General features: G+C 66.6%; 12 protein-coding genes. 5 read left to right on the forward strand and 7 right to left on the reverse strand.

Annotated elements, in window-relative coordinates; genetic code table 11:
* A partial coding sequence (locus A5652_RS27520) for an FUSC family protein (RefSeq protein WP_067350367.1) occupies positions 1 to 2,086 on the forward strand: 2,086 nt, incomplete at its 5' end.
* Positions 2,087 to 2,217: 131 nt separating this feature from the next.
* Here the strand turns inward: A5652_RS27520 and A5652_RS10735 are convergent.
* A complete protein-coding gene (locus A5652_RS10735; protein ID WP_067350371.1) occupies positions 2,218 to 2,904 on the reverse strand; it encodes a type 1 glutamine amidotransferase domain-containing protein in 687 nt (228 codons plus the stop codon).
* 270 nt (positions 2,905 to 3,174) lie between these two features.
* Positions 3,175 to 3,753: a TetR/AcrR family transcriptional regulator gene (locus tag A5652_RS10740; RefSeq protein ID WP_067350374.1), complete on the reverse strand. Its 579-nt coding sequence runs from the start codon at positions 3,751 to 3,753 to the stop codon at positions 3,175 to 3,177.
* 203 nt (positions 3,754 to 3,956) lie between these two features.
* On the opposite strand from A5652_RS10740, the gene A5652_RS10745 reads away from it, so the two are divergent.
* Entirely contained in the window at positions 3,957 to 4,880 is a 924-nt protein-coding gene (locus tag A5652_RS10745) for an acetoacetate decarboxylase family protein (RefSeq protein WP_067350401.1), read from the forward strand.
* Positions 4,881 to 4,931: 51 nt separating this feature from the next.
* Complete coding sequence (locus tag A5652_RS10750) at positions 4,932 to 5,852, forward strand: NAD-dependent epimerase/dehydratase family protein (protein WP_067350377.1); 921 nt, start codon at positions 4,932 to 4,934, stop codon at positions 5,850 to 5,852.
* Positions 5,853 to 5,917: 65 nt separating this feature from the next.
* On the opposite strand, the gene A5652_RS10755 is transcribed toward A5652_RS10750, so the two are convergent.
* Positions 5,918 to 6,796, reverse strand: a complete 879-nt coding sequence (locus A5652_RS10755; protein WP_067350380.1) for an alpha/beta fold hydrolase — start codon at positions 6,794 to 6,796, stop codon at positions 5,918 to 5,920.
* Between the two features lie 34 nt (positions 6,797 to 6,830).
* Here A5652_RS10755 and A5652_RS10760 point away from each other — a divergent pair, with 34 nt between their 5' ends.
* Positions 6,831 to 7,733 (forward strand): NYN domain-containing protein, encoded by a 903-nt coding sequence (locus tag A5652_RS10760; protein ID WP_067350382.1) that lies wholly within the window; start codon positions 6,831 to 6,833, stop codon positions 7,731 to 7,733.
* A gap of 16 nt (positions 7,734 to 7,749) precedes the next feature.
* Here A5652_RS10760 and A5652_RS10765 read toward each other — a convergent pair whose 3' ends face one another.
* Positions 7,750 to 9,192, reverse strand: coding sequence for an amidase (locus A5652_RS10765; RefSeq protein WP_067350385.1), 1,443 nt, complete (start codon positions 9,190 to 9,192; stop codon positions 7,750 to 7,752).
* A 136-nt stretch (positions 9,193 to 9,328) separates the two neighbouring features.
* Between A5652_RS10765 and A5652_RS10770 the strand changes: the two genes are divergently transcribed.
* Entirely contained in the window at positions 9,329 to 10,660 is a 1,332-nt protein-coding gene (locus A5652_RS10770; protein WP_067350388.1) for a hypothetical protein, read from the forward strand.
* A gap of 44 nt (positions 10,661 to 10,704) precedes the next feature.
* Here A5652_RS10770 and A5652_RS10775 read toward each other — a convergent pair whose 3' ends face one another.
* From A5652_RS10775 to A5652_RS10785, 3 genes are read right to left on the reverse strand one after another with little or no spacing between them, the layout of a single operon-like run.
* Positions 10,705 to 11,202 carry a hypothetical protein gene (locus A5652_RS10775; RefSeq protein WP_067350391.1) on the reverse strand — a complete coding sequence of 166 codons (498 nt, stop codon included), beginning with the start codon at positions 11,200 to 11,202 and terminating at the stop codon, positions 10,705 to 10,707.
* A gap of 18 nt (positions 11,203 to 11,220) precedes the next feature.
* The gene (locus A5652_RS10780; protein ID WP_067350394.1) at positions 11,221 to 12,072 is read right to left on the reverse strand and encodes a hypothetical protein; all 852 of its coding nucleotides are present in this window, start codon (positions 12,070 to 12,072) and stop codon (positions 11,221 to 11,223) included.
* A gap of 9 nt (positions 12,073 to 12,081) precedes the next feature.
* A complete protein-coding gene (locus A5652_RS10785; protein WP_156745270.1) occupies positions 12,082 to 12,642 on the reverse strand; it encodes a hypothetical protein in 561 nt (186 codons plus the stop codon).
* Between the last annotated feature and the right edge of the window lie 176 nt (positions 12,643 to 12,818).

The following is a 12,818-nucleotide window of genomic DNA, read 5'->3' on the forward strand; positions in this document are numbered from 1 at the left end:
CATCACCATGGTCGCGTCGCGCTCCGTCAACGAACCCGACCCGCGACAGCAGCGGATCACCATGGCGCTGCTGCCCCTGCCCGCCGCGGTGTCCATCACCGCGGCCGCGGTGCTGGCGCCGCACACGGTGGTCAGCGACGTCGTCTTCGTGATCGTCGTGTTCACCGCGGCATACATCCGGCGCTTCGGGGCGCGGGGCAGGGCGCTGGGCATGGTCGCGTTCATGTCCTACTTCTTCACGCTGTATCTGCACGCCCGCCTCGCGGAGCTGCCCTGGATGATCGGGGCGGTCGCGGTCGGCACCGTGTGCACGTACGTGATGAGCACCTACGTGATGCCCGATCGACCCGAGCGGGTGCTGCGGGCCACCATTCGGGCGCTGCGGGCGCGGATGGCGATAGTCCTCGACACGACCGCCGAAGCGGTGCGGACCGGCCGCCTCGATGAACGGCGGCGACGCCGCATGCGGGCCCGCACCATCCGGCTCAACGAGACCGCTCTGATGGTGCAGAGCCAAATCGAGGACAAGGCCGATCCCGGCACCCTGTGGCCCGGCGTCACCGCCGAACAACTCGCCCCCTGGCTACTGGACGCCGAGCTGGCCATCGAATGGGTCGCCACCGCCGGCCGACGGGCGGCCGTCCTGGCTTGCGAGGACCCCGATGCCATGCCCCAGCCCACCCGGGCCGCACTGGTCGGTGCGCTCACCCAGCTGTCGCGAGCCATCCGGCTCCCCGAGCCCGACGGGCTGCGCCGGGCCGCCGACCAAGCGCAGCGCCTGCTCGAGGAGTGGCCCTGCCCCGGTTCCGACCCGGCGGGTGACGACGCCGGCGGCGCCGCCGTACGCCGTCTCGCGCTGGCGATAATCAACGCCGCTTCGGCGACCTCGGACGTGCGCGCAATCGTCGACCGGGTGGCCGTCGGGCGCCCCCTCGACGACGCCGACGGCGAGCGACCCCAGGTGCCCGAAGACGCGGTGCCCGATGAGGCCGCCGAGGAAGAGGAGATTGCCGGACTGCGGCCGACCACCCGGCAAGCCATCCAGGTCTCGGTCGCCGCAGCGTTGGCCATCGTCGTCGGCGAGCTGGTTTCGCCGGCGCGCTGGTATTGGGCGGTGATCGCCGCGTTCGTCATCTTCGCCGGCACCAACTCCTGGGGCGAAACCTTGACCAAGGGCTGGCAACGCCTGCTCGGGACGCTGCTCGGCGTCCCCTGCGGCGTGCTGGTGGCCACGCTGCTCACCGGCCACGAGACCGCCGCCCTGGCCGGCATCTTCGTGTGCTTGTTCTGCGCCTTCTATTTCATGACGGTCACCTACAGCCTGATGACGTTCTGGATCACCACGATGCTGGCGCTGCTGTACGGCCTGCTCGGCCAGTTCTCGTTCGGCGTGCTGATGCTGCGGATCGAAGAGACCGCGATCGGTGCCGTCATCGGGGCGACTGTCGCGGTGGTGGTGCTGCCGACCAACACCAGAACGGCGATCCGCGGTGACGCTCGCGCGTTCTTGACGAGCCTGTCTCTCCTGATCGAAATGTCGGCCGCGACCATGTTCGGTGAGGACAGCGCCAGCCCGTCGGAGCAGGCTCGCCAGCTCGACCGCGACCTGCAGCAGTTCCGGGTGACCGCCAAGCCGCTGCTGGCCGGCGTCGCCGGACTTGCCGGCCGGCGCAGCATTCGGCGCGCCCTGCGGATCTTCACCGCCTGCGACCGCTACGGCCGGAGCCTGGCGCGCAGCGCCGAGCAGTATCAGGATCCGGTCGGGACACCATCGCTGACTTCGGAACTGGCGCACGCCTTTTCCGCGGCCGCGGTCCAGACGAGGTGCAACATCGACGCGCTGCAGGAAGCCATCGAGGGCGGCCACGCCCCGACCCTGGTCTCGGCGACCGACGACCTCGACGCCGCCGAAACGGTGGCCCGGCAACAGGACGGCGACCGCCGCGGCGACTCCGCCCCCGACACCCAACGCTTCCTCACCGCCGTGCACGCCCTGCGTCAGATCGAGCGCGCTGTGATCACCGCGGCCACCAATCTCGGTGGGCGCGAACGCGTCAGGACGGCTAGCCCCGCCCGGTCACGCTGACGGAGTGCGCTCCATTTGCTAGGCGAGGGAGAACGCGCGCGGCTAGCACTACTGACCGGACCCCCGCGAATTGGTCCACGGCGAATGAGAGCCGTTGAATTGATTAAGGCCGGCGATGGCCCCGACGGGGTCTACCGGAGAAGCGAAGCGACCTTCTTGGCCGTCTTTTTGGCCGAGCCTGGATTCTGTCCGGTGACGAAATTACCGTCGACCACGGCGTAGGAGATGAAGGGGAGTTTGGCCTTTTCGTAGAGCGCGCCACGATCCTTGGCTCGTTGCTCCGCGTTGTAGGGAACGAGCTTGTCGACGCGGGCGAACACCTCTTCTCGCCAAGCGAAGCCCGTCATCTTCTTGCCGGCGATGAGGTAGGAGCCGTCGGAAAGCTTGGTGTTGAGAAGCCCGCAGTAGCCGTGGCAGACCGAGGCGACAATGTCGCCTCGCTCGTAGATCTCACGGGTGATGCGTTGCAGCCCATCGCTGTCGGGGAAGTCGTACATGACACCGTGGCCGCCGGTGAAGTAGATCGCGTCGTAGTCGGCTGAGTCGATCTCGTCGGGGCTGCGGGTGTCGTTCAGCAGCGCCATCTTGGCAGGGTCGGCGCGCCAGGCCTTGGCGGTCTTGTCGTAGTTAGGGAACTTCAGCGCTCTGGGCTCCAGCGGCACCTTGCCGCCGGCGGGGCTGACGAGGGTCTGCTCGAAGCCGTGCGCGTCGAAGACGTGCCACGCGTGGGTGAGCTCGGATAGCCATAGGCCGGTCGGGTGCTCCGGGTCGTCGTAGTGGGCGACGTTGGTGACCACGTTGAGGATGCGTTTCGTCATCGACGGCCTGCTTTCGTGTGTTTGATGAATCGGTCAACCGGCTGGCCTCAAGTCGGTTGTACCGCTGGTCTTTCAGGGCAATGACCGGTGATCTCTCATTACTGCGACGCTTTCTTCAGCGCGTCGATCCCCAGCGCGAAACCGGTCATGGCCCGCCTCCACTTCTGCGCTGAACGGGTTCGGCTGCGAGGCTCGAATGTGTGCATCGCTTACATTAACGCTAGCGCGCCCCGCGCGGGGGGTCAACGGCAAAGTCCTACTCGGCTGACCTCAATCTGTTTGAGCGACGAGCACGGCGATGAAGGACGCACGAACCTGGGCGGCGACCTCTTCGATCGACGAAGCAGTGAGCTTGCGGTCCAGGTATAGGCACGCCAGGCCATGGACCAGTCCCCAGCCCCCCAGGGCGAGGTCGATGGGGTCGGAGTCAGGGAAGACGCGCGTGATCGCGGTTGCCAGAAGTTCGTGCACCTCGGTAGCCGCCCGCACGCGTTCGTCGTTGTCGTCGTCGCACTCGTTGCCGAACATAAGCCGGAACAGCGCGGGTCGGCGCAGCGCGAACTCGACGTAGGCGACACCGAGTCCGGCCAAATCTTCGATATTGCCGGGCAACTCGCGATCCCGAGTCAAGGCGGACTTCAAGTCGCGTAGCCCTTGAGCCGCCAGTGCGGATTCCAAGGCCTCACGGTCGGGAAAGTGCCGGTAGGGAGCGGTGGGCGAAACACCGGCCTCGCGCGCCACGGCTCGAATGGAGAACGACTCACCCCGTTCCAGCATGCCCATGGCCGTCGTCAGCAGCGCGGCACGCAAGTCGCCGTGGTGATAACTGCTCTTCGTCGTGGCAGTCATGGCCGCGTGGTCCTCCTGGTTGCTCTGGGCTCAATGATCAAACGCAGGGCAGTTGTCGATCGGCGGACACGCCGGTGGGGCGCTCGCCCTGCCGTAAGCGCGCTGCCCCTTGTCGCGGCAATGTTGACTCCGCTCACATCGGATTCTATCGTGCAATGTAAGCAATGCACACATCAAGAGAGGTGGTGGCGGTGGCGTCGAAGATGGTCCCGAGCGAAGGCGTGGTCGCGGATGTGGTCGAGGTCGATCTGGGCGACCGCAAGATCGCCGTTCCCAAGGGCGGGCTGTATGACCGCTACCGGATGGACACCGACCTGGATGCTGTCGCGGCGGACCCGCGCGTGCGTAGCGTTGACTTTTTCCGGACGCTGCCCAAGACCCAGGTCCAGTCGGCGATTGGTCCGACTCGGACGCCCAACTTCTACTACGCGATGTCGAAGGCGCAGATCACGTACCTCGCTCCGACGACGGCGTTGCGGTCTCGGCTGCCTAGCGAGTTGGATCCCCTGCGGATCGCTCCAGGGATTGGGCTGTTCTCGGTGCTGTTCTTCCGATACGACGTGTGCGACATCGACTTCTACACCGAGGCCACGGTCGGCATCGCGGTCCGACCCGCGCGCCACGGCAAGCTCCCAGCCGCCGACCTCCTCTCCTCGCTGGCCAACGACTCGATGCACGCCTACGTGCTGTCGCTGCCGGTAAACACCGACATCGCGCAGGTCCGCGGGCACGACGGCTATGGCTTTCCGAAGTGGGTCACCGAGATCGACGTCGACATCGACGAGCGACGGACCACGGCGCGGGTGGCCAACGACGACGGTCGCACCGACATCGCGATCGACGTCGCCACCCCGGGGCAAAAGCGGGTCCCCAGCGGCACCCAGGTCTCGACGCTGATCTCGTACACCCAACTCAACGGGGGCTGGCACGCCACCCTGAGCCAGACCAACACCCTGGCCGTCGGCAGCAAGCTCGTGCCCAGAGACGTATCACTCACGCTGGGCTCCGGACGCCTGACCGACGACGTCCGCTCGCTCAAGCCGATCAAGGCGCTGCGCTTCGATGTCTTCACCGAGTGTCAGAACGCCCTGCACATCCCCGTACCCGTCTCGCTCCCCGCACCGTGACTCCACAGACGAGCGCCACCACTGCGTGAGCCCGAACCACTAGGAAAAGCAATGCAGACCGTCCTGGGAGCCAATGGCCAAATCGCCGAGCAGCTCACCCGCTACCTCCACGACAACATCACCGAAGACATCCGACTGGTCAGCCGCAAACCCGCCAAGCTTTACGACACCGATCAGCTGGCGTCGGCCAACCTCATGGACGCCGACGCCACTGCCGACGCCGTCGCCGGCAGCGACATCGCCTACCTAACAGTGGGACTGCCCATGGACTCAACGCTGTGGGAGCAACAATTCCCGGTCATGATGGCCAACACCATTGTCGCCTGCCGGAAACACGGCACCAAACTGGTCTTCTTCGACAACACCTACATGTACCCGCGGACCTCGACGCCCCAGGACGAAGACACCCCATTCCAGCCAGTAGGCCGCAAGGCGGCCGTGCGAGCCCAAATTGCGAACATGCTGCTCAAAGAAATGGACTCTGGGTCAATCGAAGCCGTCATCTGCCGAGCACCCGAATTTTACGGGCCCGGCAAGACCAAGAGCCTGTCCAACTCCGCCGTCTTCGACCGCATCAAACGGGGCAAGCGACCGATGATCCCGATCACCGCGCACACAAAAAGAACCATGATCTGGACCCCCGACGCCAGCCGCGGGATGGGATTGATCGGCAACACCCCCGACGCCTACGGCCAAACCTGGCACCTACCAACCGATCCCAAACGGCTCACCTACGCGCAAATGATCGAGATCGCCTCGAACGTCACCGAGCGCGACATCCGCTACACGACGGTCCCAGAAATCGCATTCAAGGTCGGCGCATGGTTCAACCCCGCAGTCAAGGAAGCCTCCGAGCTGCTGCCCCGCTACCGCGACGACAACATCTTCGACTCCGCCAAGTTCGCCCGCCGATTCCCCGACTTCAAAATCACGACCTACCGAGAGGGGATCGCCGAGATCCTCAACGATTAACGAGGGCCTCCCGTAGGAAGCGATGCGCGCCGTACTCGATGATGTCGATGACCGCTCGTTCGGCGTCAGCTCGGCTCGGATGGCTGCGGGCTCTCAGCATCGCGGCGTTCGCCCGTGGCGATGAAGTCCTCGATCAGCTCCACCACCTGCTCGGGCGCCTCGACCTGCGCGAAGTGCCCGACATCGGGCAACACCTCGAGCCTGCTGTCGGTGCGCGCCTCGTGCGCGGCGTAGGCGTGGTCGACGGGAATGATTCCGTCGCGCTCGCCCCAGATCGCCATGACCGGTAGATCCTCGCGCAACCGCAGCCTGTTGAGCGCGCTGACCGCCTGCCCGCGGTAGTCCACGACCGATCGCAGCGTCCGCAGGAACGACTGCCGTGTTTGGCCATCCGAAAACGACGAGTAGGCGCTCCACAGCTCGGCGCCGCGCGGTGAGCGGATGCCTGCGCTTTTCATCCAGGACCGCAGCTTGTTGCCGACGGCTAACACGGGCGGCGGGGCGATGATCGGCAGCACGAACTCCGCCCCGGGCGCCGAGAGCAGACGCAATACCCATCCCACGTCGGGTCCCAGGCCGCCGCTACTGATCAGGATCAGCCGTTGGGCGTAGTCGGGGTGCTGGTAGACGAACTGCATCGCGACGCCACCACCAAGCGAGTGACCGACGACGGTGGCCCGGCTGACGCCGAGTTCGTCCAGGAAGTCGCGGAGCCACACCGCGAATGCGCCCAGCGAGTAGTCGGTGCGTGGTTTCGCCGACTCACCGTGGCCGAGCAGGTCCGGGGCAATGACCCGAAACTTCTTCGACAGCGGCGGGATCACCGACCGCCAGGTCTCCGAACTGCCCGCCATACCGTGGATGAGCAGCAGCACCTCGCCGCCACCCTCGTCGCGGTACGCGATGCGATCGCCGTGCAGTTGGAGAAACTTCAGCTCATTCATGTGGGCTGTGTACCCGCTTTGGTCCCGCTCCGCAATGATCGACTGCATGACCGAACCGGTTGCGACCCGAGTGGCCGTCTACCTCGACTTCGACAACATCGTGATCTCTCGCTACGACCAGATCCACGGGCGGAATTCCTTTCAGCGGGACAAGGCCAAAGGGCTCGAGCAGCACGCGGAGCGGCTGGAGCGGGCGACGGTCGACGTCGCCGCGATCCTCGACTTCGCGTCGTCCTTCGGGACCCTGGTGCTCACCCGCGCCTACGCGGACTGGTCGGCGGACATCAACGCCGGGTATCGCGGACAGCTGGTGGCCCGCGCGGTCGACCTGGTGCAGTTGTTCCCGGCGGCGGCCTACGGCAAGAACGGCGCCGACATCCGGTTGGCCGTCGACGCGGTCGAGGACATGTTCCGGCTGCCCGACCTGACCCACGTGGTGATCGTGGCCGGCGACTCCGACTACATTCCCTTGGCCCAGCGCTGCAAGAGGCTGGGCCGGTACGTGGTGGGCATCGGTGTGGCGGGTGCGTCGAGCCGGGCGCTGGCGGCCGCATGCGACGAGTTCGTCATCTACGACGCGCTGCCGGGGGTGCCGGACCCCGAACCGGCCCCGGCCGACGCGGCGGCGGACAAGCCGAATAAACGGACAACCCGCGCCAAGTCGGCCAAGCGGGACGAGCCCGACGAGCAGCCCGACCCGCAAGCCGCCGCCACCGCGCTGCTGACGCGGGCCCTGCGGATCGGCTTGGAGAAGGACGATGTCGACTGGCTGCACAACTCCGCCGTGAAGGCACAGATGAAACGGATGGACCCGTCATTCAGCGAAAGATCTTTGGGATTCCGCTCGTTCAGCGATTTCCTGCGCTCGCGCTCGGATGTCGTCGAGCTGGATGAGACATCGACGACGCGGATGGTGCGGCTGCGCGCGCACGAGTGAGCGGCGCGGCAAGCATTCAGTGGGTCGCCGGACGATCGGATGACCAGGGATGGGCCGATTCCAGTTGGGACGCAACACGAATGAGCACATCTTCACGCCCATATGCGGCGGCGAGCTGCACGCCGACGGGAAGACCCTCAGCGTTGCGATGCAGGGGAAGGCTGATCGCCGGCTGTCCGCTCATGTTGAAGGGGGGCGTGAACGCGGCGAACCGACCGGCGCGCCGCATCGGCGCCGTCGGGTGCTCCGGATCGTTCTCGAATTCGGTTAGCAGTGGCGGTGGTTCGGTCACCGTCGGCGTAAGGAGCAGGTCCCACCCGTCGGCCCACCACTGCTGCAGCGCCCGCCGAAACGCATAGACCGCCTCCTGCGCCACCGCGTAGTCGAGCGCGCTCACTTGGCGGGCCCGCTGGGCGAGGACCCAGTTCACCGGCTCGACCTCGTCGGCGGTGAGCTCACGCCCGAGCGTCTGACCGAAGCCGCGCACCCCCATCGCCATCTGCGTGGCCCATAGGGCCATGAACTTCTCGGTCAAGGTGGTGTCGGCTAGGCAGGCCGGCCACGCGGGCTCGACGATGTGCCCGAGGCCCTCGAGCATCGATCCGGCGGCACGCACCGCCGCGACGCAGTCGGGGTGCAGAAAGTCGTCTCGCGGGTGGACGTCGAGCAGCCCGATGCGCAGCCGGCCGGGTTGGGCGCCGACCTCGTCGAGGTAGGCGCGCTGCGGCGGAGGCGCGATCACGGTGTCCCCGATTCCGGGTCCGCGAACGGCGTCGAGCAGGCCCGCCGTGTCGCGCACCGTGCGGCTGACGCACAGTTCGACGCCCAGGCCCACCTCCGCGCGCACCGGTCCGACGGTGATCCGACCCTGGCTCGGCTTGAGTCCCACCAGCCCGCAGCAGGACGCCGGGATGCGGATGCTTCCGCCGCCGTCCGAGGCGTTGGCGAACGGGACCATGCCGGCGGCCACGGCGGCGGCCGCGCCGCCACTGGATCCGCCCGCCGTGCGGTCCAGCGCCCACGGGTTGCGGGTCGGCCCCCACGCCAGCGGCTGGGTGGTCGGCAGGCTGCCCAGCTCGGGGCTGTTGGTGCGGCCGGCGATCACCAACCCGGCCGCCTTGAACCGGGCCACGAGCGTGGTGTCGCGGGCGTCGATTTTGGCGGCCTCTTTCAGCGCGACATTCCCGTTCGACAGCGTCTGGCCCGCGAAGCTGGTGTAGAGGTCCTTGAGCAAGAAGGGGACCCCGCGGAAGGGGCCGTTGGGCAGGCCCGGGTCGGCTGCCATGGAACGCGCGTGCCCGAACCACTCAATGACCACGGCGTTCAGCGAGGGGTTCAGACGCTCGATTCGCTCGATCGCCGCTTCCAGCAATTCACTCGCCGTGACCTCGCGTCGGGCCACCAGCGCAGCCTGATCCGTGGCGTCCATCCAGCGCGTCTGGTCGGCCAGAGTAGTCATGGCTTCCGGTGTATCACGGGGTCAACGTCACATCCGCGTCCGCACACGAGTCGCGGCGCCGGCGCACCGGCCTTACGCTCGTTGGTTGCACGAACTCAACGGGGGTTTATTGATGCGTGGGATCGAGGGGCGAACCATGTCCGGACAGTGGTTTGCCCCGATCGTCGTCGCGTCGGTTGCCTGCCTGGCCATCGCGTCCTGCTCGGAAACCGCTGCGCCGCCCCCGCTCAGCGCCACCACTTCGGCATCCGCCTCGAAAACCAGCACCCGCGCGGCCGCCCCGCCCGCCCCGATCACCGGGCCGCTGGAAAAGGATTGGAAAAGTTACGGCGGGACGGCGTACTTCGGTTGCCCCGAGAAGTTCTCGGCCGGCAGATCGGCGCTCGAGGACATCCGGCCGAAAATCTTCGACCCGCAATCCGGGCAGTACGTCGCGCCGGGCATCCCCTCGCTTCCCGCCGGCGAGAACCTCACCGGCGCCATCTGCGCGCCGACCGGCACGGCCGACGACATGAAGGTCGTGTACGTCGTCACCACGGTCAAGCCGGCGCAGGCTGCTGCCCCGGAAGTCACCAAAACCACCGCCTACGTGTTCGACACCAAGTCGGGCCGGCAGGTGGCCGGCAAGGAGCTGCAGCCGCCGGCCCCGGAGCTGAAGCTGGCCGCGCCCAAGGAGTGGGGGCTGGCCTCGACGGCCTCGGGCGTGGCGTGGCTGAACGCCTTCACCGACGGCCGCGGCGCCGCATCGCCACCTCGGACCGTGGTCCTGTCCGGCGCTGACCTGTCGATGATGTGGAATGATCCGCAGCCCGGGCGGGTCTGGCAGGACGTGCTCGCGTTTGCGCGCAACACCGAGCCCGGCAAGACTTCCGGCGCGGAGCTGCGCCGGCCCAGCGGGGAAGCGATCTATCAGGACAACGACGTGCAATCCGTCGATGCCGAATTGACCGACGGCCCTAATAAACTGGTGAAGCTCACGCACTGGGATTCGTACAACCCACCCGTGCTGTCGACGATGTTTTACGACCTCAACGCCAAGTCCGTCATAAAGATCGGCGATTCCGACCGGATCTCCGGCGGCGGCCTGGCCGCGGCGCTGTCCGACGGCAAACTGTTCGTCGACGGCCACGGGTCGGACTCCTCCCAATTCGGCTTCGGCGTATGGAACCTGCGCAGCCAGCAGTGGGACTTCCAGAAGAGCCGAGACGACGCCAAGAACCTGTCGGTCTCCAAGCTGGCGTTCTTCGAAGACCACCTCTACATCACCGGCACCGGCGGGTCGTTCTCCGTGATCGCCCTGCCCGCAACCGATCCCGTCGCATCGAACTGGACGCTACGGCCTTTCGAGCGGATCTCGGGCTGGACGCTGGTGTGCCGCGGTGAGACCGCGCCGGCGTCCAACGGCGAGTGTAAGGAGATCGTCATGGTGCAAGATCAGGACGGCCACTACCCGGGGCCCTGGTTCTGACCGAGAGCGTCTCGCCGTCAGACCAGCCGACTGCATGCGTGCCCTCAATCGGCCTGCCTTACAACGCTTCTCGCTCTGATAACGATCAGTGCGGTGCAGACCGCCAGGACCCCGGTGGCCCCGGCTTCGGCGATCAGCGCACCGGAGTTCAGCACTTGCCGGTCGGCGACCAGAGATATTCCCAATTCATTCTTGGCGTCGCCGACCAGTACCGCTGGATAGACCAAACACAAGACAGCGGTCGCGAACGCGACGACCGCGCACCCGCATGCGACGATCCCGAGCCAGCGCGCTTGCGTCGCGGCGAGCAGCGCGGCGGCGGCGCCCAGCGAGGCGATCACCACGATCCACCCCGGCGTGCTGTCCACCATGTTGGTAAGCAACGACCCGTAGTATTCGCCGTGTTCGCCGATGTAGATGCCGAGCCCATTCCACCGGATCGGCAATCCCAAGTGGCTCACGTCGATCCAGGGCAGAAGCGTCAGTGCGGCCGATGCGATGGCCGCCACGACGGCCACCACGGTTATTGCCTTGGTACGCACCAGGTCCCCTTTCGACAGTCAGGACGAACTTCCAGCCGGCCAACCAGGGTATGGCGGCAGGGTGGGAAATTCCGAGCGGGGGTGCACGCCATTGAGGAGATACAGGCGGCGGTCTAGCGGGTCGGGGGCTTTGTCCACGCACGATTGAGCGTCGGCCACTTCGGAAGGCCACTCATGAGGATCGGTGTTCGATTCGGGAACCCTGTCGGCAGTCATGTTGTGGCCGACTATGTGCCACCCGCCAAAGACATCGTCGACGGGCGCCGCAGCGGTCCCCTTCTGCGGTGGCAGGGGCGCCACCGGCCCGTCCTGCGGTGTGGTCATGGCCACGCGATGCACGGCTATCCGGGCCGCGGGATCGGTGGCGGGCAACGTGCTTTTCCAGCCGTAGTTCCCGGCACCGAGATCCAGTGCGCTGGCGTACGCCCAATCGCACACCACGGCCGCGACCTGACGGCCGGCGGTGTCGACCCGCAGGAGGTGGTAGCGGTCGGTGCCGACGAGTCGATCGCGCAACGGATGCTGGGTGTCGGGCCAGCGGTCGCGGGCGCTGTCCGGTTGGCCCTGGGGCGCATTCGGCACCACCGCGTGGGTGAATCCGGGATAGGCGTACCCGATATCACCGGCACTGGCCGCCAGAAGGATCGATTCCAGGTAGGCGCGCACCACGACGGCCGGTGTCGTGAATAGGTCAATTCCCGGCTCGGCACTCCACACCGTCCGCAGGTCTGACAGCGTTCCCGTCCAGGGAATCTTCGGCGCAGGTGCGGCTGGATGCTGACCGTCCTTGGGACCGCAGCCGGCGACGACGGCACACAGCGCCAAAGCGATAGTCGCACCGAGCAGTGCGCGCCGCCGCCCGAGACTCATGAAACTTCCCTAGGGGTTGGGTATTTGGGTCACTTCGTCATACTGGTGCTGCATGTGCGGGATGATGCTCTCGTCACCCAATACGCCTTGCACCGCACCCTTCAGCGCTTGATTGTATTTGTAGTTGTCCCACGTACCGCCGTTTGCCTTGTATTCGTCGTACGTGGCGATGTGCATCGGGCTGCGCGGGTCGCCAGGCACGTCTGGAGCAAAGAATTGTTGCGTCAACCCGATCGGCACCCGGTTGGCCATCAAGCCGTCCAGCACCTGTGAATACGCCGCGCTGTCCTGCATGTGCGGTATCTGAGCCTCGGGCGGCGCGGCCGACGGCGCGGCTCCAATGATGTCTTGCTTCAACGCATCTCCGCCCACGGTCAGGGCCGGGGCACCGAGCGTGCCGATCAGGTTGTAGGGCGGTGGCAGCGCCTTGCCCCCCAAACCCGCCACCGCGCTGCCGTCCTTCACCAGCCTGTCGTACGCCGACGTCTTGCGGTTGTAGGCTTCGGTCGCCTGCTGGGCACCATTGAGACCTTCGGCGTGCACGGCGTTGTTCACCCCGACGTCGACCAATCCCTTCAAGGTGGCGGCATGCAGCAGATCATGCAGGACCAGAACCGCTACGCCGAAGCGGTTGCGCACCACGTGCCCGGCGCGGTCGCCAACGACGCCGATCTGCAGCAGGCCGCCACCTTGAAGGGATTGGTCGACGTCGGGGTGAACAACGCCGTGCACGCCGAAGGTCTCAA

It is taken from the genome of Mycobacterium sp. 1165178.9, assembly GCF_001673555.1.
Taxonomy (GTDB): Bacteria; Actinomycetota; Actinomycetes; order Mycobacteriales; family Mycobacteriaceae; genus Mycobacterium.